General features: G+C 53.0%; 15 protein-coding genes. 14 read left to right on the top strand and 1 reads right to left on the bottom strand.

What is annotated here, in order from left to right:
• The first annotated feature begins 484 nt into the window (after positions 1–484).
• From METMI_RS0119690 to METMI_RS0119650, 9 genes are all read left to right on the top strand, one after another.
• Positions 485–871, top strand: coding sequence for a hypothetical protein (locus tag METMI_RS0119690; RefSeq protein ID WP_019868026.1), 387 nt, complete (start codon positions 485–487; stop codon positions 869–871).
• 11 nt (positions 872–882) lie between these two features.
• On the top strand, positions 883–1,458 hold the full coding sequence (locus tag METMI_RS0119685; protein WP_019868025.1) for a peroxiredoxin: 576 nt from the start codon (positions 883–885) through the stop codon (positions 1,456–1,458).
• A 151-nt stretch (positions 1,459–1,609) separates the two neighbouring features.
• Entirely contained in the window at positions 1,610–2,224 is a 615-nt protein-coding gene (locus METMI_RS0119680) for a c-type cytochrome (protein ID WP_156829905.1), read from the top strand.
• Positions 2,225–2,578: 354 nt separating this feature from the next.
• Positions 2,579–4,228 (top strand): PepSY domain-containing protein, encoded by a 1,650-nt coding sequence (locus tag METMI_RS0119675; protein ID WP_019868023.1) that lies wholly within the window; start codon positions 2,579–2,581, stop codon positions 4,226–4,228.
• A 492-nt stretch (positions 4,229–4,720) separates the two neighbouring features.
• Positions 4,721–5,965, top strand: a complete 1,245-nt coding sequence (locus METMI_RS0119670) for an MdtA/MuxA family multidrug efflux RND transporter periplasmic adaptor subunit (RefSeq protein ID WP_232215258.1) — start codon at positions 4,721–4,723, stop codon at positions 5,963–5,965.
• A 124-nt stretch (positions 5,966–6,089) separates the two neighbouring features.
• A complete protein-coding gene (locus METMI_RS0119665) occupies positions 6,090–9,197 on the top strand; it encodes an MdtB/MuxB family multidrug efflux RND transporter permease subunit (RefSeq protein WP_019868021.1) in 3,108 nt (1,035 codons plus the stop codon).
• Between the two features lie 286 nt (positions 9,198–9,483).
• Complete coding sequence (locus METMI_RS0119660; protein ID WP_019868020.1) at positions 9,484–12,606, top strand: efflux RND transporter permease subunit; 3,123 nt, start codon at positions 9,484–9,486, stop codon at positions 12,604–12,606.
• Positions 12,603–14,084: an efflux transporter outer membrane subunit gene (locus tag METMI_RS0119655; RefSeq protein WP_019868019.1), complete on the top strand. Its 1,482-nt coding sequence runs from the start codon at positions 12,603–12,605 to the stop codon at positions 14,082–14,084. The genes METMI_RS0119660 and METMI_RS0119655 overlap by 4 nt, the downstream gene beginning before the upstream one ends.
• A 64-nt stretch (positions 14,085–14,148) precedes the next feature.
• Positions 14,149–16,518 carry a tetratricopeptide repeat protein gene (locus METMI_RS0119650; protein WP_019868018.1) on the top strand — a complete coding sequence of 790 codons (2,370 nt, stop codon included), beginning with the start codon at positions 14,149–14,151 and terminating at the stop codon, positions 16,516–16,518.
• 119 nt (positions 16,519–16,637) lie between these two features.
• Here the strand turns inward: METMI_RS0119650 and METMI_RS0119645 are convergent, their stop codons facing one another.
• Positions 16,638–18,407, bottom strand: a complete 1,770-nt coding sequence (locus METMI_RS0119645) for an SLC13 family permease (protein ID WP_198007945.1) — start codon at positions 18,405–18,407, stop codon at positions 16,638–16,640.
• 643 nt (positions 18,408–19,050) lie between these two features.
• On the opposite strand from METMI_RS0119645, the gene METMI_RS24680 reads away from it, so the two are divergent.
• The 5 genes from METMI_RS24680 to METMI_RS0119615 all read left to right on the top strand — a co-directional run bounded on the left by METMI_RS24680 (position 19,051) and on the right by METMI_RS0119615 (position 23,008).
• Positions 19,051–19,470, top strand: coding sequence for a phosphate-starvation-inducible protein PsiE (locus METMI_RS24680; RefSeq protein ID WP_040573249.1), 420 nt, complete (start codon positions 19,051–19,053; stop codon positions 19,468–19,470).
• Between the two features lie 121 nt (positions 19,471–19,591).
• Complete coding sequence (locus METMI_RS0119630) at positions 19,592–20,620, top strand: urease accessory protein UreH domain-containing protein (RefSeq protein WP_040572808.1); 1,029 nt, start codon at positions 19,592–19,594, stop codon at positions 20,618–20,620.
• A gap of 41 nt (positions 20,621–20,661) precedes the next feature.
• Positions 20,662–20,889, top strand: a complete 228-nt coding sequence (gene cydP, locus METMI_RS0119625; protein WP_019868013.1) for a cytochrome oxidase putative small subunit CydP — start codon at positions 20,662–20,664, stop codon at positions 20,887–20,889.
• Positions 20,879–22,438 (top strand): cytochrome ubiquinol oxidase subunit I, encoded by a 1,560-nt coding sequence (locus METMI_RS0119620; RefSeq protein ID WP_019868012.1) that lies wholly within the window; start codon positions 20,879–20,881, stop codon positions 22,436–22,438. The genes cydP and METMI_RS0119620 overlap by 11 nt, the downstream gene beginning before the upstream one ends.
• Positions 22,439–22,510: 72 nt before the next feature.
• A complete protein-coding gene (locus tag METMI_RS0119615; protein WP_019868011.1) occupies positions 22,511–23,008 on the top strand; it encodes a hypothetical protein in 498 nt (165 codons plus the stop codon).
• Positions 23,009–23,028: the final 20 nt, after the last annotated feature.

The raw sequence follows: 23,028 nt of genomic DNA, 5'->3' as shown, positions 1-23,028 counted from the left end.
CTATTTTCCTTGTTTAAGATCGTGCCCTTTGTGGTTTTATCTCCACCTTCATCATGTTATTGACTGATGTTACTCAGACATTTTCTGCGACTTAAAAATAAATAAAGTAGAGTCGCTATCGCGATGTTTTTTAAATCGGGTTCTCGCACCCGAAGGCGAGATACTTTCTTTTGCGCCGCCAAAAGAAAGTATCCAAAGAAAAGGCGGCCCGGTTGCCGCTGATGTCTTGCGCTCCTCGCATTGGCCGGAGGGAGGCAGAATGGGCTTCCTGCCCATCTGCCTCCGTGCGGCATCCATGCCGCACCCCTTCGGGCTAGTCCCGACCAATACTGCGGTGCTCGACGCGGCAAACGGGATAGTAACTAAGTTACTGCGTAACAGAATCGGAAACTGAGGCCTTCCAACAAGGGCTCCCAATCTGGGGGACTGGTAGGGCACAGCATTATTGGCGGCTTGGAAACCGTCTTTTTAAGGAATACAACACATGCGTAAAATGATTAAGCCCTTCGGGATACTGCTCGTGCTGGTGGCTGGTATGGCTTATGCTGAAGCGGAATTCGATTTTGAAGAGTTGATGGAAACAATAGACACCAACGCCCATAATCTTCAGGACAACATCACCAACAAAGATGCCAACGGCTCAATCGCGCTTGCCAAAGAGATGCAAAACTCATTCAAATTGGTCGAAGGTTACTTTGAGAAACGGGGCGATGCCGCCGATGCCGTGACCGATGCCAAACGCTACGAGGACATGGCCGCCGAAATAGTCAAATTCGTCGAAACCAACGATTTTGAAGCCGCCTCCAACAAGGCCATAGAAATTTCCAAGGCTTGCGACACCGCTTGCCATGACACTTATAAACCGCTTTAAAGGAAGCACACATGAAACGATTTTTACTGGCGTGCCTATTGGGCAGTGCAATGCTATCTGCCAATGCCGCTTTGAAAGAAGGCGACACCGCACCCGATTTTACCGCCCAAGCTTCGCAAGCGGGCAAGGCATCCAGCTATTCGCTCAAGGAGGCTTTGAAAAAAGGCCCGGTGGTGGTTTATTTTTACCCTTCCGCTTTCACCAAAGGCTGCAATTTGCAGGCGCATAGCTTCGCCGTGAACTTCGACAAGTTTGCCGCTGCGGGCGCGGGCATTGTCGGTGTGTCCCTGGACAATATCGCCAGGCTGAACGAGTTTTCGGCCGACCCTGAATTTTGCGCCGGTAAATTCCCGGTGGCTTCGGATGAAGACGGCAAAATCAGCAAGTCCTTTGAATTGGATGTACGCGAAGCGGCGCCAGGAAAAAAAGACACCCGTGGCAATGACATCACCCATGGCTTTGCCGAGCGCACTACCTTCATTGTCACCCCGGACGGCAAAATCGCCGCCAGTATCGGTGGCCTAAAAGCCAAGGAAAACGTTGATAAGGCACTTGAAGTTGTCCAGCATCTTACGGTTAAACATTAACCGCCCACGTCGAAGCCAATTGGCCGCGCAGGGTTCTGCAAAGGCCCAATGCCAATCAAGCAAGTTCAGGCAATTTGCATTCACACTGCGGCTCCGGCGCTGCCATGTTTCATGGCGGCGTAGGTGCCGCTTGTTTTTTAGCCTGTTGGTCATGGCCGTGCCCATCCAAACGGTGGCGGCTGCCGATGGGATGGAAGATATTGGCCAGCGTATCGGCAAGGGTGATCCGGTGGTAGGAAAAACCCTTTCCGCATCAGAACGCTGCCAAGAATGCCATGGTGAAGACGGCAATAGCACCGATAACCGTATCCCTAAACATGCAGGGCAATACGCCAATTATCTCATCAAGCAATTACGCGATTTCCAATCCGGCGCACGGCAGCATGAAGTGATGACCGTGATGGCGGAGGATTTGACCGATGCCAATATCGCGGATATCGCCGCCTATTTCGCCAGCCAACCAACGATGCAAGGCCTGCCCATGCGGGATTTCCCGATAGCCACAAAATTATTTTTTGAGGGCGATAAGGGTAGGGCGATTGCGCCTTGCAGCAGTTGCCATGGCGACACAGGCAAAGGCAACCGTACCGGGGAGGTTGCTTATCCTGTGATTGGCGGGCAAAACAAAAATTACCTGCGGGCGCAACTGGTCAGTTGGAAATTGAGTGAACGCACCAATGGCCCCGATGGGGTGATGAACAAGACTGCAAAGTTGTTGAGTGATGATGAAATTGAAGCGTTGGCCAATTACATTTCCGGGTTGTAAGTAGGTGTGTAAAAGTTTTTTAACATTAAATTTTTGTAGAACCCATCCGACAGCCGGAACGGGTTTGTACCAACAGTAGGCGCATTAAGCGACCCGTTCCGTAACGTTTACAGTGCCTATAGGTATTTTGAAACGTTAAGGACGGGGTTTCAAACCCCGTCCTGCCCGAGAAGATATGGGAAAAGGGCGTGGACTCTGGGTAAGGTACGTACCCAAGTCCAAAGCCGGAACGGGTTTGTAGCCTGTCCGGTCATGTTTTTAATGCCTTAGGGTATTTTAAAACGTTAAGGACGGCGGCAGTCCTGCGCCGGGAAGGAGTGTTATAGGCAAATTTCTGATAAAGAAGGGCATAAAATGAAAAGATTAAACCGTCTGTTATATGAAATCCACCGCTGGGTCGGGATAGCCTTGGCGGCTTTTATGTTGATGTGGTTTTTTTCCGGTTTGGTGATTATGTATTCACCGACCATTACGCAAACGCGCAGCGAACAACTGGCCCATGCCGAGACCTTGGCTCCCGAAGTCGGTTGGTTGAGTGTGGGCGAAGCGTGGGAGCGCAGTGCCGGGCAACGCAAGGCATTGGACAAAACCAAGCCAAAAGAGGCCAAAGGCGATGAGGTGGCCGCCAGCATTGCTGACGCCCGTTTAGTCCGTAGCGCGGATGAGCCGCTGTGGCTGGTGGAAGACAGCAAAGGCCAACGCTGGGCCCTGTCCGCACTTGACGGCTCCCTTCATAAAACCTCGGCCGGACAGGCCTTAAAAATTGCCGAACATTGGTATGGGCTTGATTCCGGCGACATAGCCCAGGCCAAGCATCTGGCGACCTTGGACAAAACCATTATGCTGCGTAACCAGGACGCGTTGGCGCCTTTCCATCAGGTTGCCGTAGGTGGTCATGGCCAGCAGTTATTGATTTCGTCTAAGACCGGCGAAGTCCTGCACGCCTCCACCCAGGTAGGCCGCGCCTTTTACTGGGCGGGCAATTGGCTGCATTTGTTCAAGCCTTTGGAGGCCATCGGTTTGGGGAAAGCCCGTGGGGACGTGCAAATGTATTCAGGCTTGGCCGCAACGGTTGCGGTTTTGACCGGGCTGATTATTGGCTGGCTGCGCTGGCGTCCCGGTTTTGGCGGCAGGCCGACTTATTCGCAAGGCCGTACCCAGCCCTACCGCGAATTTTGGTTCAAATGGCATTTTTGGAGCGGCTTGCTGGGCGGGACGATGATGCTGTTCTGGGCGTTGAGTGGTTTTTTGGACACCAACCCCGGAAAAGTCTTCTCGCAAACCAATCCGAACCGCCAAGAAATCAACCGCTACTTAGGTGACGGTTTACCGTCTGCAATGCGCGATTGGCGGCCCGTGTTGCCCTTGGAACTGGCGGCCGCCGTTGAGGGTGCGGATGTCGTCGAACTCAGCTGGAAACGCTTGGAAAATGAAGCCGTGTTGCTGGCCAACACGCGTGACGGGCAACGTCTGCCACAAGCGGTCGAGGGTGGTAAAGCGCGTTTTGACGGACCGTCGTTGTTGGCGGCGGTAGGCCGGATTGCCGCTAAATCTGCCGTGGCAAGCCAAGTGCTTTTAAATGGCTATGACAGCTATTACTATGCCAGACAAGACCAAAGTTTGGTGGAAAAGCCCTTGCCCGTGCTGCTGGTGACCTTAGCCGATGACGCAGGCACACGTTTGTATATCGACCCGCAAGACGGCAAATTGCTTAGCAAAGTGGACAGAAGCGCGCGGGTGTTGCGCTGGGTTTATTCGGCTTTGCACCACTGGGATTTTGGTTGGCTCAGGTACCGGCCGCTCTGGGATGTTTGGATGCTGGCATGGGTGTCGTTTGGTTTGGTGTTAAGTGTCAGTTCCTTAATCATCGGTTGGAGACGGCTTAAACAAACTTTTGGGTTTAAAAGCACGTCCAGCCGCAAAAAAGCGCCTCATAAAAGCAGATACCCTGTCGGGCAAACCTTGGAAGAACCTCAGTTTGGTACCGATAGCTTGCAGGGGTGAGACTGAAATTTTTATTGTGACCGTTTGCGCTGGTTCCCAAGCTCCGGCCTCACTGCCATTAAGTTAACAAATAAACATTAAAATCAATAAATTAAAGTGTTTCCCAATGTAATATCAATGTAGGATGGACTGACGCTAGGAAGCCCATCAAAGTAGGCAACCCCATGATGGGCTTCCTAGCGTCAGCCCATCCTACTTTTAGTTGTTGTAATATTAAACACAACACATTGATTTTAAAATGCTAATCTTAAATTAATGGCAGTGAAGCTCCGGCTTGGGAACGGGCATCAACTCATCAGGAAAACATATTTCCTGCACATTCCTAAGTTAAGCTAGCCATGCCATCCGAGGCATCTGGTTAATGGTGGCTGGAGTGTCGGTAAATATCACTTCCTATCCGCTTTTTTTCGTGGCTTTAGTGGCTAAAGTGGACAATGGGTAAAATACCTTTAAATTCAATACATCAAACAAAACGTGTCAGAAAAATTAGTCATGAAGCCTGAAAATAGTATTGGGCGTACCGAAAAAACGGAACCCAAAAAACCTTCGCATTGGTTAATCTGGATGCTAGCGATCCTTGCCATCGGAGCGGCATTTTTGATCGCCAGGCCTTTCATTGTGGATTCCGGGCCGCCAGCACCCATGGTAAACGCCGGCAAGCCTAGCCGGAATATCACCTCAGTGATCGCCAAGGCGGCTGTGCAAGGTGATTTGCCGGTTTACCTCAACGGCTTGGGGACGGTCACTGGCCTGCGGACGGTCACCGTAAAATCCCGTGTCGATGGTGAGCTGGTAAAAGTCAGTTTCAAAGAAGGCGGGCTGGTAAAAGCAGGCGAAGTGATCGCCGAAATTGACCCGCGCCCGTATCAAGTCCAGCTCATGCAGGCCGAAGGCCAATTGATGCGCGATGAAGCGTTGCTAAAAAATGCCGAGCTTGATTTTCAGCGTTACCAGACCTTGCTGGAACAAGATTCGATAGCCGCGCAACAAGCCGCCACCCAAGCGGCGATGGTCAAGCAATATCAAGGTATCGTCGCCACCGATAAGGCTTTGGTCGCCAACGCCAAACTGCAATTGGATTATGCCAAAATCACCGCGCCGATTAGCGGGCGTTTAGGCCTTCGCATGGTTGACCAGGGCAATATCGTCAAGGCCTCCGACACCAACGGTATCGTCGTGATTACCCAGACACAACCGATAGCGGTGGTGTTTACCTTGCCGGAAGACCAAGTCCCGGCGGTGATGAAACAATTGCATGCCGGTAAAACCTTGGCGCTTGAAGCATTCGACCGTAGCGGTAAAAACCAGCTCGCGCAAGGGACGCTACTGGCGGTTGACAACCAAATTGACTTGAACACGGGCACGGTGAAATTGAAAGGCCAATTCGCCAACGATGACACCGCCTTGTTCGCCAACCAGTTCGTCAATATCAAAATGCAGGTGGACACTTTGCACGACGCCGTCATTATCCCAAGCGCGGCGGTGCAGACGGGCAATGCCGGTACCTTTGTCTATGTGGTCAAAGACGATCAGACGGTCAGTGTGCGTAATGTGCGGCTGGGCGCGGTTTATCAAGACCAAGTCGCCGTACTGGAAGGTGTGCAGGCTAATGAACGGGTCGTTGTTGAGGGGGCTGATAAATTGCGTGAGGATGCCAAGGTCAAGCTGATAGGGCGCGATGCGGAAGCGGCGACGCCAGTGCAAAACAAGCCGGAAAGGCCTAAGGATACGCGGTGATTTTTTCGATGCTGGTCAAGTCCGTAGGTTGGGGTGAGTGTGCGAACCCCAACGTTTATGTCCGCCATCGTTGGGGTTCCTGGCGTCACCCCAACCTACAAAGGCTGTCAGGGACGGTTAAATTATGAACCCCTCCCGCCTGTTCATCTTACGCCCGGTCGCCACGTCCTTGCTGATGCTGGCCTTGCTGCTGGTCGGCACCCTCGCGTACCGTGAACTGCCGATTTCCGCGCTGCCGCAAGTCGAATACCCCACCATCCAAGTCGTCACGCTGTATCCCGGCGCCAGCCAAGACGTGATGTCCTCGCTGATCACCGCGCCGCTGGAACGCCAGTTAGGGCAATTGCCGGGATTGACGCAGATGTCGTCCACCAGTTCGTCCGGCGCGTCGGTGGTCGTGCTGCAATTCACCTTGAACCTGGACATCGACATCGCCGAGCAGCAAGTGCAGGCGGCGATTAACGAGGCGTCGAATTTTTTGCCCGATGATTTGCCGATGCCGCCGATTTACAGCAAGGTCAACCCCGCCGACGCGCCGATCATGACCTTGGCCATCAGCTCCAAAACCTTGCCCTTGACTAAAGTGGAAGATTTGGTCGATACCCGTTTGGCGCAAAAACTCTCGCAATTGTCCGGCGTCGGTTTGGTCAACATCAGCGGCGGGCAGCGTCCGGCGGTGCGTATCCAGGCCAATCCGGCGGCCTTGTCGTCTTATGGCTTGAGCCTTGAGAACCTGCGGCAGGCCATCGTTGCCGCCAACGTCAACCAACCCAAAGGCATGTTTGATGGCCTGACCCGCTCGGCGACCATAGATGCCAACGACCAGTTAAAATCGGTCGCCGATTACCAGGCTCTGGTTATCGCTTACCGCGAAGGCCGCCCCGTGTTGTTGTCGGATGTCGCCACGGTTAAGGACGATGCCGAAAACGTGCGCTTGGCGGCTTGGGCCAACAAAACGGCGGCGGTGATCGTTAACATCCACCGCCAGCCCGGTAGCAACGTGATTGAAGTGGTCGATAGGATCAAGGACTTGTTGCCGCAACTGCAAGATTCGCTCCCCAATGGCCTGGATGTCGCGGTCATGAGCGACCGCACCACGACCATCCGCGCGTCGGTGGCGGATGTGCAAACCGAATTGCTGCTGGCCTTGGCCTTGGTGATCCTGGTGATTTTCCTGTTTTTGCGTAACCTGTCGGCGACCGCCATCCCCAGCGTGGTCGTGCCGCTGTCGTTGATCGGCACGTTTGCGTTCATGTATCTGGCGGGTTTCAGCGTCAACAATTTGACCTTGATGGCCTTGACCATTGCCGCCGGGTTCGTCGTTGATGACGCCATCGTGGTCATCGAAAACATAAGCCGCTACCTCGAAGAAGGCGAAACGCCGTTGCAGGCGGCCTTGAAAGGTTCGGCGCAAATCGGCTTCACCATCATCTCGCTGACGTTTTCCTTGGTGGCGGTGCTGATCCCGTTGTTGTTTATGGGCGATGTGGTCGGGCGTTTGTTCCGCGAGTTCGCCGTCACCTTGGCGGTCGCTATCCTGATTTCGGCAGTGATTTCGCTGACGCTGACGCCGATGATGTGCGCGAAAATGCTGCGCCCTATTAATGAAAAAAAGGCGGGATGGTTTTATAGCGCCAGCGGCCGTTTTTTGGATGGCATGACGGCGGGTTACGGCGGCTTGTTGCGCGTGGTGTTGCGGCACCAGACCATCACCTTGATCGTTGCCGTCGCGACTTTGCTGTTGACCGTCATCCTGTATATCTTCATCCCCAAAGGTTTTTTCCCTAGCCAGGACACCGGCGTTATCCAAGGCATCACCGAAGCCCCGCAAAGCATTTCTTTCAGTGCGATGGCGGAGCGGCAGCAAGCCGTGATTGAGGCGGTTTTGCAGGATCCGGCGGTCGCCAGCGTCACGTCGTTAATCGGTGTCGATGGCACGAACCCGACCCTGAACACCGGACGTTTGCAGGTTAACCTGAAACCTTTGGCCGAACGCGACACTGCAAGCCAAGTTATCCAACGCCTGCAAGCCCAAGCCGCGCCAGTGCAGGGCATCAATTTATACCTGCAACCCGTGCAGGATTTGACCATAGAAAACCGCATCAGCCGCAGCCAATACCAATTTACCGTGCAAGCTGTCGACCAGCAGGAACTCAACCGTTGGACGGGCTTGCTGGTTGACCAACTGGCGCCATCGCCGGTGTTTGCCGAGGTCGCCAGCGATGTGCAAGACCAAGGTTTGCAGGTGTTTGTCGCGGTGGACCGCAGCAATGCCAGCCGCTTGGGCGTTTCCATTGCCGCGATAGACAATACGCTGTACAACGCTTTCGGCCAGCGCCAAGTGTCGACGCTGTTCACGCAATCGAACCAGTACCGCGTCGTGCTGGAAGTGCAGCCGGAATTCCGCAATAGCGTCGCCGCGCTCAGCGGGCTTAGGGTGCAATCGGCCAGCGGCACGCAAGTGCCGTTATCGGCGGTGGCGACGGTTTCCGAGCGGTTCGCGCCCTTGGTTGTCAACCATCTGGCGCAATTCCCGTCCGCCACCATTTCCTTCAACTTGGCTTCCGGTGCCTTCCTCAGCGATGCGGTTAAGGCGATCACAAAAGCTAAACAAGACATCAACCTGCCGATTAGCGTACAAACCGAATTCCAAGGCGCGACTTTGGCGTTCAGTGCGTCCTTATCCAACACCGTGTGGCTGATTGTCGCGGCGATAGTGACGGTGTACATCGTCTTGGGCGTGTTGTACGAAAGCTATATCCATCCGGTGACGATATTGTCCACCTTGCCGTCGGCGGGTGTCGGCGCGTTGCTGGCCTTAATGCTGTCCGGCAATGATTTGGGCATCATCGGCATCATCGGCATCATTTTATTGATCGGCATCGTCAAGAAAAACGCCATCATGATGATAGATTTTGCCTTGGAAGCCGAGCGCAAAGAAGGCAAGCCCGCGTTTGAAGCCATCTACCAAGCCTGTTTGCTGCGTTTTAGGCCGATCATGATGACGACCATGGCGGCCTTGCTCAGCGCCTTGCCGTTGATGCTGGGCAGCGGTGTCGGTTCCGAATTGCGCCATCCTTTGGGTATCACGATGGTGGGCGGTTTGCTGGTCAGCCAGCTGTTGACATTGTTCACGACGCCGGTCATTTATCTGGCGTTTGACCGTTTGGGACGGAGGTTTAAAAGCAACAATGCGCCTTCGATAGTCGCTGTGGATTCGGGTAAGGATTAACCATGTCATTCCCTGGCTCCGTAGGGTGGGCAAACAGCTTTATCGTTTGCCCACCGGTTACCGCGCAAAAGGTGGGCAAAAAAAGCGTTGCCCACCCTACAATGCCCACCGTTCACGCCTTGTGCGGGACGGGGTTTGAAACCCCGTCCTTAATGTTTTACCAAACCTATAAGTATTCAAAACGTTATGGAACGGGTTACAAACCCGTTCCAGCGGTAGCTTGGGAACCAGCGCAAAGCTACTTTTTTCGTGCTTTTCGTGCATTTCGTGGACAAAGAGATTAACGATGTCACTCTCCGGCTATTTCATCACCCGTCCCGTCGCCACCACGTTATTGACGGTAGCCATCGCCTTGGCGGGCATCATGGCGTATTTCCAGTTGCCGATAGCGGCTTTGCCGCAGGTGGATTTCCCGTCGATTTCGGTGCGTGCGTCTATGCCCGGAGCCAGCCCGGAAACCATGGCGGCGAGCGTCGCCACGCCTTTGGAACGCACCCTGGGGCATATCGCGGGCATCACCGAAATGACCTCGTCCAGCGGTTTCGGCAATACCCAGATCAATATGCAATTTGAGTTAGACCGCGATTTCGACGGCGCGGCGCGGGATGTGCAAGCCGCGATCAATGCCGCCAGCAGCTTGTTGCCTAATATGCCGTCAAAACCCAATTACCGCCGCAATAACCCCAGCGACACGCCGCTGATGATCCTGGCCTTGACTTCGGATGTGTTGCCGCGTGACCAACTCTATGATGTCGCGTCAACCATCGTCGCGCAAAAAGTCTCGCAAGTGGAAGGCATGGGGCAGGTGGCGATACGCGGCAGCTCCTTGCCTGCAGTCAGGATAGAGCTGAACCCCGCCGCGTTGGCCAAGTATGGCGTGAGCTTTGCCGATGTCCGCGCGGCCATCACGGCGACCAATGTCAACCGGCCCAAAGGGGCAATCGAAGATGACGTGCGCCACTGGCAGATCGCCGTCAACGACCAGGCCAAAAAAGCCAGCGATTATTTGCCGCTGATCGTCAATTACCGCAACGGTGCCCCCGTGCGGCTTGCCGACATCGGCACTGCCGTCGATTCCGCCGAGAACTTGGGCAATTCCGGGTTCCTGAACGGTAAACCGGCGGTGATGCTGGCTTTATACAAACAAGACCGGGGCAATGTCATCAAGACCGTGGATAAGGTCAAAGCCATGCTGCCGCAGTTGCAAGCGTCCGTCCCCCCTTCGGTGGATTTGTCGGTGGCGATGGACCGCTCGGTGTACATACGCGCGTCGCTGCATGAAGTCGAGCTGACATTGGTGATCGCCGTGGTGCTGGTCATCTTGGTGGTGTTTGCGTTCTTGCGGGATTTACGGGCGGCGATGGTGCCGGTCATCACCGTCCCGGTCGCGCTGATCGGTACTTTCGGCATCATGCACTTATGCCATTTTAGCCTGAACATCTTGTCGTTGATGGCCTTGACGGTCTCGACGGGCTTTGTCGTCGATGACGCCATCGTCGTGATAGAAAACGCCAACCGCCATATTGAAGACGGCGTACCGCCCAAGCAGGCGGCTATGCTGGCGATCAAGGAAGTCGGTTTCACCGTGCTGACCATGAGCCTGTCGCTGATCGCCGTGTTTATCCCGATTTTGCTGATGGATGGCGTGGTCGGGCGTTTGTTTCTGGAATTCGGCGTGACCTTGTCCGCCGCCGTGGTGGTGTCTTTGTTGTTGTCGTTCACCACCACGCCGATGCTGTGCGCGTCCTGGCTAAAATCCGCAGGCACTGGCAAACATGGGCGTTTTTACCAGCTCAGTGAAAATGGCTTTAACAATCTGCTGAAAGCTTATGACCAAACCTTGTCTTGGGTGTTGCGGCATGGCGGCATGGTGGTTTTGTTGTTGGCGCTGATTGTCGGCCTGAATTTTTATTTGTACACGATTATTCCTAAAGGCTTTTTTCCGCTGCAAGACACCGGGCGTTTGCTGGGTGGCATTATCGGCGAGCAGTCGATTTCCTCGCAGGCGATGCGGGAAAAACTGGCGGCGGTGGTCAAAGTCTTAAAAGCAGAGCCGAATGTCGATACGGTCGCGGGCATGACGGAAGGCGACAGCGCCAACAACGGGCGTTTGTTTGTGATGCTCAAAGACATCGGGGAGCGCGAGATAAAGGCTGACGAGCTGATGGACAAATTCCGCCAGCAATTTACCGGGCTGGTGGGGGCCAGCGTGTTCTTAAGGCCTGCCCAAGAACTGCGTCTGGGGGCTAGGCCGTCCCCGGCAACTTATGAATATGCCCTGCAAGCCGACCAGCTTGACGAGCTGAAAACCTGGACGCCGCGCATAGTCGCGGCCTTGCGGGAAGTGCCTGAGCTGACCGATGTCAGTGCCGACCATCAGGACAAAGGCCAGCAGATTTCCTTGCAAATCGACCGCACCGCCGCTTCTAGGTTAGGCGTTAGCCAAGCCTTGATTGATTCGACCTTGAACGACGCTTTCGGGCAGCGGCAAGTGTCGGTGATTTACGCGCCGCTGAACCAATACCACGTCGTGATGGAGGTTGCACCGGAATACGCGCAAAGCGTCGAAGCCTTGAAAAGCATATATGTCAGCGTGCCGCCCAGCGACAGCTTGCCGGATGGCGCAAAAGTGCCGTTAGCCGCGTTCAGCAGTTACCAGCAAACTGGCCGGGCCTTGTCGGTCAACCATCAGGACCAGTTCCCGACATCCACGATTTCGTTCAACCTGGCGGCGGGTGTGTCATTGTCCGACGCAAAGCTGGCGATTGACCAAGCATTGGATGATTTGGCGGTGCCGACGTCGATACATGGCAGTTTCCAAGGCTCGGCGAAAGAATTTGAGAAGACCGTGAAGAACCAGCCGTGGTTGATATTGTCGGCGTTGGTGGCGATTTACATCGTGCTGGGCATACTTTATGAAAGTTACATCCACCCCTTGACGATACTGTCCACGTTGCCGTCGGCGGGGGTCGGGGCGATTTTGGCCTTATTGGCGTTTGACACCGAGTTCAGCATCATCGCGCTGATTGGCGTTATCCTGCTGATCGGCATCGTCAAAAAGAACGCCATCATGATGATAGATTTCGCCATCAATGCCGAACGCACGGGAGGCTTAAGCCCCGAAGAAGCGATCCGCAAGGCTTGCCATCTGCGTTTCCGGCCTATTTTGATGACCACCTTCGGCGCCTTGCTGGCCGCCGTGCCGCTGGCTTTCGGTAGCGGTTACGGCTCGGAATTGTTGCAGCCTTTAGGCATAACCATTATCGGTGGCTTAGTTTTTAGCCAATTGCTGACCCTATACACCACGCCAGTCATCTACCTTTATCTGGACTGTTTTCAAACTTGGTGCGGCAAGTGTTTAAGCCGCAACGCCAAACATCTTGAACCTAACCCATTAGAATCACAGTGACAAAAACTATTACCGATTGCCGCCTGTTGGCCATTACCGCCACTTTGCTGCTGGCCGCCTGTACCGTCGGGCCTGATTACCACCGTCCGGCGAGTATTGTCCCTAGCGGATTTAAAGAAGCGAAGGGTTGGGCGCAAGCGCAGCCCCGTGACCATGAAATTCCCGACCAATGGTGGCGGCTGTTTGACGACCCTTTTTTAAACGGCCTGGAGCAGCAAGTCACGGTTTCCAACCAAGCCATAGCCCAAGCCGAAGCGCAATACCGTCAAGCCCAAGCTTTAGCCCAAAACGCCAGTGCCGCTTACTTGCCCACGGTCAATGCCAGTGCCAGCGCAAACCGTTTCAAAGCCGCCAGCGGGCAGAACCTGGTTGTCTCGGGGGTCAGGAATTTGTTCGGCGGTGCGCTCAGCGTCGCTTGGGAGCCGGATTTGTGGGGCAGGGTGCGCAGGCAAACCGAAGCCAGCACCAGCACCGCACAAGCCAATGCCGCGACTTTGCAAGCCTTGAAGCTATCCACCCAAGCGACGCTTGCGCAAGATTATTTCCAATTGCGGGCGACCGATGCGCAAATCAAGTTGTTGGACGACACCGTCACGGCCTACGAAAAGACCTTGAAGATTATCCAAAACCGCTACAACGCAGGCGTGACCGGTAAGGCGGATGTCGTGCAAGCCCAAGCGCAACTGGAAGCCACCCGCGCCCAAGCGATCAACCTCGGCGTACAACGGGCGCAACTGGAACACGCCATTGCCCTGCTGGTCGGCAAGACCCCCGCCCAGCTCAATATAAGCGTTACGGCATTGAACGCCTGGGTGCCTGCCATCCCGCTTGACATCCCGTCGCAATTGCTGGAACGCAGGCCGGATATCGCCGCCGCCGAGCGCTTGGCCGCCGCCGCCAATGCGCAAATCGGCGTGGCCCAAGCGGCTTTTTACCCGCGCCTGAATCTTGCCGCCAGCGATGGCACCCAAGCCAACAACTTGGCGAACCTGTTCACGACCGCCGCCAATTATTGGGCCTTGGGGCCGGCGGCTTTGGCCTTGCCGTTGTTTGATGGCGGCTCACGCAATGCCCAGTTGGCGGCGGCCAGGGACAATTTTGACGCCACTGTCGCCGCCTATCGGCAAACGGTTTTGACCGGGTTCCAGGAAGTGGAAGATTATCTGGCGGCGCTGCGACTATTGGAGCAGGAAACCGGGGTGCTGGATAAGGCGGTCATTTCCGCACGCAAATCCGTGGAGCTGAACACTAACCAATACCAAGCCGGTACGGTCAGCTACCTTAATGTCATGACCGCCCAAACCACGGCGCTGGCCAATGAACAAAACGCCGTGGTGTTGCAAGGGCAACGCCTGACCGCCGCTGTCCAGCTCATCAAGGCGTTGGGCGGCGGCTGGGAGGCGAAGGATTTGCCCGCTAAGGATAAAGCGGGCGGTGACATGAAATGGTCGCGGTTTTTGCCGGTTCCAGTGCGGTGAAACAATGAAATGGGTTAAATTAATTTTAAACCCTGTGAAATGGGTAACAACCAGGTGCTATAAGATGACCAGTATTTATGAGCAGATACTCCAAAAAGGCCTGCAAGCCAGGCAGGCCAATCATAGGCAACAGGCGCTGGCGCTGTTTAAAGACGCGGTCGCTTGTGACCCCGGGCAATTGCCCGCTTACCGTGAAGCGGGCGTTGAGTGCCGGGAGCTAGGTTTGTTTAGCGAAGCGGAAGGTTTTTTCCAGCAGGCGCTTGCACGTAGGCCTGGCGATCTGGCGACCGTGATCCACCAGGCCATCTGTAGCCGCCGCCAAGGCAAGCATGAACTGTGCTTGCAGCAATTGATGGCGGTGGCCGAAAAAAATATCAAGAATGGGCATCTCTGCAAGGAATTAGGCACTTCCCTAAAAGAGCTAGGCCGCTTGGAAGAGGCGGGGCAATGGTTCTTAAGGGCATTGGCCGAGTCGCCGACCAACATCCATATTTTGTCGGAATATGGGTTGGTGGCCAGGATGTTGGGGAAAAGGGAGTTGGCCCTGGCCCAGTTTGAAACCATCACCCGGCACCATCCCACGCATATCCCGGCTTATCTTGAAGCGTCCACCGAGTTGCAGGCGTTAGGGAGGCAACAGGAGGCCTTGGAAAAATTACAACGCGCTTTTGTGCAAGTCCAGGATAAAGCCTTGCTGGAGAAATATCTGGTGCTGTTGTTTGAGCTGGATGGCGGGAAAGCCGTCCACCAGTTATTTTTGCATGCGGCTTACTATCCTATTTCCGATGTTTTAATCCAGCATTTTTCCAATTATGCGCTTACTGGCCCTGCAGATAAGGCCGACATAACCACCTTCCCCAAAAACTTGGTGGTGGCTTTGTTTAGCCAAGAGCAGTTCGCCATGAGGATGATGAACCTTAGGACAGGGCGTTATGATTCCTTTATCGCCCTATTGTCTTATTTTGAGCCAGTGCTGGTGGAGCTCATCGGGGATCAACACCAGGCATTAATGAATGATAGGTTGTTCCTACTGTTGATTATTTGTTCTTGGTATAAAAGAAACGGCGTGGTGAAGCCTTATGTCATCGCGCATGCCGGGCAATACATCGCCCGCTATCCGTTCAGCGATTTATGCCGGGTGAGCGCCTCGTTAGTGGCCTTGACCTCCCCGCAGCAGGTTTTGTCCTGGCTTGCCGAAGGCGCAATCGGGCGGCATTCCATAACCTGCCTGTTGGCCTGTTTGGTCATGCGTGGCTATTATCCTGATGAGCCTTGTTTGGAGGTGTTTGATGATAAGGCATCGCTGTTGGGTTTATTGCCGTCATTTTGTGTGCCTGACAACGCGGCCGTCCTTAAAAACATTTTCACGCACCTGTTGCAAAAGGAAAAGCTGACCATAGACGACGTTAGAAGGCTTTATCCCGAAACCCCATTGCTGGAGTCCGTTAAGGCCGTTGATGACGCCTTAAAACCCGTCTTCCAGGCCAATCACCAACAGTTGGTTCAAGCTAAAAAATTGAAGGTCGCCCTGTGCATTTCAGGGCAATTGCGCGGTTACCAAAAAGCTTATGACACCATCAAAAAAACGCTGGTTGACCCTTTGCAGCCGGATATTTTTGTCCACACCTGGAAAGATGTTGGCTTTAAAGAGCCTTTCCCAAACAAAATGGCCAGCAGCCGGGTTTTTCAAGGCCATTTCCTGACCGCCTACCTCAATTTGGCATTCCTAAAAAACTATTCCTATCCGGAAATCAAGAGGAAGTTGCCGACGGTTTTTGCGCTGTTCAACAAAAACGCTTCGGTTACCCCGGAGCAACTGAAAGAATTTTACCAAACCGATTTTGTGGTGGTTGAGGATGATGGCCTGCCGCCCTATGCGGCATTGAACAACCAGCAAAAAATGTTCTATAAGATTGATGCGTGCAATGAATTGCTGAAAGCCAGCGGCAGGTCTTATGATTTGGTCATCCGTTTACGCCCTGACAAGGAATTGCATGGCCTGGCGCATACCGATTGGAGCCAAGTTGCGGAAGTTTGCAATAGCGGAAAAGCCATTTACATCAACTGCTTTACAGGCCTTAGCAATTTCTATGAGGGTGGCGCTTACCATTTGGGCGACATTGTGGCGATCGGATCCCAAAGCACGATGAATTTTTATGCCCGTGTCCCGACCTTCCAAGAGACTTTCCTTGACCAAGGGCTGGCGTATTTCGAGAGGGTAGGGCAACGCTCCCAATCAATGTTAGGCCATGGCTTATTTTTAGGTGGCTATGCGGCCAGGGACATTCCGTTGAAATTGGGGGATTTTATAAACACCAGCCTTAAGGCCGAAGACATCCTTCAGGCGATCAACCAAGATTTAGGCAATCTGGATCAGGACGTGGCGGAGAGTCTCGTTGAGGCCTTAAAGCAAGATATTCTTGATCAAACATAAGTATGGCGTATGCCAGCAAAGGGTCATTGCCATTAAGTTAAGAATTTAATGCAATTAAAACAATGTATTGCGAACCCTATGATTGGTATGAACCACAAAATATATGCCGGATCACTATCTTAGAACGGCCAGACAATCGGAATGATCCATAATGCCACCACCCCTTCCAGTAAAGTCAATGGTATCCCAAGCCTGAAATAATCACCGAAACGATAACCCCCCGGCCCATAGACCATCAAATTTGTCTGATAACCAATCGGCGTCATAAAACTGGCGGAAGCGGCAATCATGATCGCCACTGAAAACGGCAGTGCGCTCACCTCCAACGCATGGGCGCTACTGAGCGCGATGGGGAACATCAGGATGGCGGCCGCATTATTGGTAATAACTTCGGTCACCAATACGGTCGTTACATAAATGATCACCAACAACACCCAAGGGTCATTGGCGGCCACGGATAACGCCTCCTTGGCAATCATATCGGCCAGCCCGACCTTTTCGACCGACGCCCCCAACGCAAATGCGCACGCGATCACCAAAAGCACGTTAAAGTCGATGTCCCTTTGCGCACCTTCCAACGTCAAACACCCCGTCAGTAACATGGCGGCAACCGCGAGGATCGAGGCCTGTAAAATCGGCATGACATCAAAGACCGTTAGCATCAGCATCATGACCATGATCGACAATGCCCAAGGCGCGCGTTCATGGCGGACATGCCCTGAGTTTTCCAGTTTACCGATTAATAAAAAATCACGGCTATTGCGGTATTTAAATAAAAACCCTTTTTCAGCTTCGATTAACAGGGTGTCTCCCGGATGCAGGGTAATGTCCCCCAGCTTGCCTTTTATGCGCTGTCCGTTCCGGGAAATCGCCAGCACGACCGCATTGTAGCGATGGCGAAAACGGGCTTCGCGCAGATTGGTATTGGCTATCGGGCTTTCCGCCGAGATGACGGCCTCAAACAAACGCCGTTCGTTTTGGCGGCTGTCCAATTTGAACGTTTGCTTGGTGGCAACCACTAGGCCACGGATACGCCGCAATTCGACCACGGACTCGACGGCGCCAGCAAAAACGAGATGGTCCCCGGGCAATATTAACGTGTCAGGTGACACCACGGAGAATATCTGGTCGTCCCGGACAATTTCTATTAAATACAATCCGGGTAAATGCCGGAGCCCGGCTTGTTCCACGGACTGTCCTGCCAATTCGCAACCCTCCTCAACCTGCATCTCCAGAAGGTACTCGCGGACATCATCAAACTGTTCTATGGAGCCGGTCCGTTCAGGCAGCAGCTTTTGCCCCAGTGTCACTAGGTAAATACAACCTATCAATGCGACCGGCAAACCTACATAGCCGAGTTCAAACAAACCCAGGCCACGCACATGCGCTTTCTGCATCAGGCCGTCAACGACCAGATTAGTGCTGGTGCCGATTAAGGTGCAGGTGCCCCCCAATATTGCCGCAAAACTCAGTGGCATTAAGAATGTTGAAGGTTTAAAACCGGAACGCTTGCACCAGTCCTGAATCGCGACGGTAAACATTGCCACAATGGGGCTGTTATTGATGAAAGCGCTCATGGCGGTGGCCGGAAAAACCAGCCGTATTAACGCTTCTGTCGGGCTTTTGGGTTTTCCCAGCAACACGCGGCTCATCCAGTCCACCGCACCGGTTTCCCGCAAGCCGGCAACAACGGCATAAAGTACGGCAATAGTGGCCATCCCCTTATCCGAAAAGCCTGCCAATGCTTCAGCAGGTGACAAAATGCCCGTGACCAAGATAAAAGCGAGCACAAAAATCAGCACGGCATCTGCCGGAAAACGGTTACTGGCCAACATGCCCAAGGTAACCAACACCAGCCCTGAAACTATCCACATTTCAACTAACATCATTTGACAATCCTTTTTTTCATACACAATCATTTGATAACTGTTTATGGGCAAGCAAAGAATTTTATTCCCACAAACGTTGGGTAGCTATTAATTAATGGCACAGCAGGATTTTTCGCTTAGGGAGGAATACGAAAACTTATGCAAGCGCATTCTGTAGGTATGTCCGTGTAGCGCGAATAGATCCGCAGCTACAATCGCTAAGCTTATTTCGTGCCCATTTCCCTTACCGCCTTTGATCTAAGCCAATGGCAATGGTTGCCGGATAAAAATTTTGCGCTGATAGGGGATCGGCGCCCGCCAATAGCCGGCTTATGGATAAGCTATGACATCGGTCTGGCTTATAAAAACGTTTCATAATTGTCTCAATATGAAATATTAATGGTTCATTATTGTTTATCTATGAAGCAGGTAATTAAAAAAATGAGTTCATATTTCCGCTAATGCTTGGCATTTGAATAGGTTAACCGTCCAGTATGGACTGGCCTAACAATTGCATTAGCATTTTATTATATTCCTCCGCAACAATTGGCGATAATATACCAGATGATTATCAATGGGTTTGCAATAGCTAACTTTGTCAACGGCAGGTCTGTATCCCTTTTTTATGATTAACCGCATAAGACAGCATTGGATTGATGGCGCTATGAAACAGCAACCGCTAAATGAGCTTCGTGCAAGTTATAAGGCCCGGATGGACGGACTGGGTTTGTTGCTGATTGAGGCCTTTCATTATTTGGCGCTTTTTGTCATCGGCGCAAGTATCGTTTGGTCAGCGGTCGTAGCCTATGCAGGTATGGTCGCCCAAGGCCACGCGACAATAGGGGACATTTTGTTGCTGTTCATTTATCTGGAATTGGGTGCGATGGTCGGCATTTATTTTCAGACCAATGTCATGCCGGTGCGCTGCTTGATTTTTATCGCCATCACGGCTTTATCGCGGTTGCTGATCGCCGATGTCCAAGCGCATCACACTGCAGGCATGGGGATTTTGTTGATATCCGTGTCAATATTATTATTGGGCTTATCGACCTTGGTGATAGGCAAGTTTGCGGACAAGCCATGAGGCTTGCCGCATTTTTGAAACCCAATAATGTTGGGCATATATTAACGCCTTGCCTACTGGAGCTGTGGGTTTTAGGCGAAGGGTCAATCTTGTCAAAGTTTGCAAGTGGGCGGGTTAGTTTATGGGCATTAAGACTGGAAAGCTAAAAATCGACGGGATGCACTGTTCAGGTTGTGAGGACATCATAACTGCGGCCGTTAGCGGGCTGCCCGGCATCCGGAAAACGAAAACCAGCTACCGCCAGCAAACTGTCGATGTCGAATATGACAACCTGTTGGTCGATGAGGCGCGTATCCGCCAAGCCATAGAGGCCAAGGGTTATGGCGTGGTGATAGGGCCTTCAACATTGGCTAATGTTCGCCATGCTTTTACCTTCCTGCTGTTACTGTTATTGGTTGGCGGAGTGGCATTTTGGGGCAAAAGCCAGATGCCCGGCGTGATGCAGCAAATCCAGCCACACATGGGCTTTGCCGTGCTGTTCAGTATCGGTTTTTTGACGGGGTTCCATTGCATCGGCATGTGCGGCGGCTTTGTGGTTGGCTATACCGATGCCAGCCGCTCTAAAGCCCGCCAAGTGTTGGCGCATTTGAGTTACGGTTTTGGCAAAACCCTGTCTTATGCGGCACTGGGCGCCGGTTTTGGTTTGTTGGGTTCGGCCATTGCCATAACCCCCCAGATGCGTGGCGGCGCGGCATTGGCGGCTAGTGTTTTCCTGCTGCTTTATGGTTTGAAGATGCTCAATGTGTTTTCCGTCTTAAGGCATTTCACTTTGCGCTTACCAAAGGCGGTGAACCGGAGTATAACGAGTCATTTACACAAACATCGTAGCCCATTGCTGACGGGATTATTGACTGGCCTGTTGCTGGGGTGCGGCCCTTTGCAAGCCATGTATGTGATGGCGGCCGGTAGCGGTGATCCGTTAGAAGGTGCAACTATTTTATTGATGTTCAGTTTGGGGACGTTATTGCCATTGCTGGGTTTCGGTTTATTCGCAAGCCTATTGTCGTCAGCAGTCATGCGGCAACTGGTGCGGGTTTCGGGGATATTAGTGATAGCAATGGGGTTGATGATGGCGGGCCGCGGTTTGAAAATGCTGGAACCCATCCAGGCCCCTTCCACGATGGCCCCACATATGCAGCAACCCCGTTGAGGCTATGATGGGAACAGCGCAATGATTGACAGGAGAGAAATATGCCGGACCTAACCCAAATCCCACCTAAACCCGGCGTATTCCGCCGGGAGATAGGTGCAGCCCTCTTGCTGAAAGTCATTTTGTTGGTTGGGCTTTGGTTCCTGATTTTCCGCTGGCAGGACAAGCCGGCCAACAAACCAGATATTGCCGAACATTTTGTGTTGCCCACCGGGCAACACCCCGATTTTTCTTCACACGCTATAAAGGAGCCCCGCCATGATCGGTGACGATATTGTCATGTTGTCCAGGCTGCAATTCGGCCTGACCGCGCTGTACCATTTTTTATTCGTGCCGCTGACGCTGGGCATGACCTTTATCCTCGGCATCATGGAATCCGTGTATGTGATGACCGGCAAGGAAGTTTATAAGGACATGACCAAGTTTTGGGGCAAGCTGTTCGGGATTAACTTTGCAATGGGCGTTACCACGGGCATTACTTTGGAATTCCAGTTCGGCACCAATTGGGCGTATTACTCACATTATGTCGGCGATATTTTCGGCCCTCTCCTTGCCAGCGAAGGCTGGATGGCATTCTTTTTAGAATCCACTTTCGTTGGCCTTTTTTTCTTCGGTTGGGACAAACTAACCAAAGTCCAGCATTTGGTGGTGACCTGGCTGCTCGCGGTTGGCACCAGTTTGTCGGCCTTGTGGATATTAATCGCCAATGGCTGGATGCAGTATCCGGTCGGTGCCGAGTTCAATTACGAAACCTTACGTATGGAAATGACCAGTTTCGCCGATGTGATCTTGAATCCGGTCGCCCAAGTCAAGTTCGTCCACACGGTCGCGGCGGGGTATGTCACGGGTTCCATGTTCGTGTTGGGCATCAGTTCCTGGTATTTGCTGAACAAACGCGACATCGGCTTTGCCCGCCGTTCATTTTCAATAGCCTCGGCATTTGGTTTGGCTTCGGTTTTGTCGGTGATCGTTTTGGGCGACGAAAGTGGTTACACCCAAGGCGAGACGCAAAAAATCAAGCTCGCCGCGATTGAAGCGGAATGGGAAACTGAAGCTGCCCCCGCCAGTTTCACGGCTTTTGGTTTCCCGAACCAAGCCACGCAACATACCGATTACGCGATCAAAATCCCGTATGTTTTGGGGCTGATCGCCACCCGCTCGATAGACGAACCTGTCAAAGGCTTGAAAGAGTTGCGTGAAGACAGTTTGGTGCGGGTCAAAAACGGCATGGTGGCTTATGGGGAATTGCAAAAATTGCGTAGTGGCGACCATAGCGATGCCACTTTGCAAGCGTTCGATGCCCACAAAGCCGATTTAGGCTATGGCTTGCTGCTGAAAAAATACACCGAAAACGTCGTCGATGCCGATACGGCGACCATCGAAAAAGCCGCCAATGACACCATCCCCAAAGTCGCGCCGCTGTTCTGGACGTTCCGCGTGATGGTGGCTTGTGGTTTTACCATGCTGTTTGTGTTTGCGATGACTTTTTATTATTGCGCGACCCGTGTCGCCGATCAAAAACGTTGGTTGCTGCGCATGGCGGTTTGGTGCATCCCATTACCTTGGATAGCTGCGGAAACGGGCTGGTTTGTCGCCGAAGTGGGCAGGCAACCGTGGACAATTTCCGGCGTATTGCCGACCCATCTGAGCGTATCCAGCATCAGCACTGGGCAATTGTGGTTCAGCATCGCCGGATTCGCCTTGTTTTACACGGTGTTGCTGATTATCGAAATGTATCTGATGCTCAAATATGTGCGCTTGGGACCCAGCAGTTTGCATACTGGGCGGTACTTTTTTGAGCCACAGGCAGGCCATTAACAAAACTAGGATGCGCCCAAAGGGCATAAAAGTTGATGACAGCAAGCCGATCAACACCATAGGAACAATACTATGAAACAGACCCAACTGGTTTTATTGCTGGTAGTCATGACAGGCACGGCTCACGCGGCGCAACCCGCCGACCCGGCACGTTTGGATGAAGTCGTGGCGCGTGGTGTCCATGTCATGCCGTTTGATTTGGACAAAACCCAGCATATTTTTAGCAAAACCGAGAATGGCGGTATCCAGCAAGTGGTTGCTAAAGATGCCACTGACATTCCACAAATCGCTTTAATACGTAAGCATTTGTCGGCGTTGGCGGCACGGTTTAGTGAAGGTGATTTCTCAGGCCCCATTCGTATCCACGGCGACACCATGCCGGGCGTGCAGGACTTGCGGGCAGGGTTCAAGCATATCCAATTCACTTACCGGGCATTATCTGATGGCGCCGAAATAGCCTACGTCAGCACCGACCCCAAACTGATAGGGGCGATACATCAGTATTTTGATGCCCAATTGAGCGACCACGCCCGCCACGCCGTGTCGGGGGCGCACCACCACAACCATTAATTGGCTAGATGCGGATTGCT

The organism is Methylovulum miyakonense HT12, assembly GCF_000384075.1.
Lineage (GTDB): Bacteria > Pseudomonadota > Gammaproteobacteria > Methylococcales > Methylomonadaceae > Methylovulum > Methylovulum miyakonense.
The sequence above is the reverse complement of the archived record's forward strand: the minus strand, read 5'-3'. Positions and strand labels throughout refer to the sequence as shown.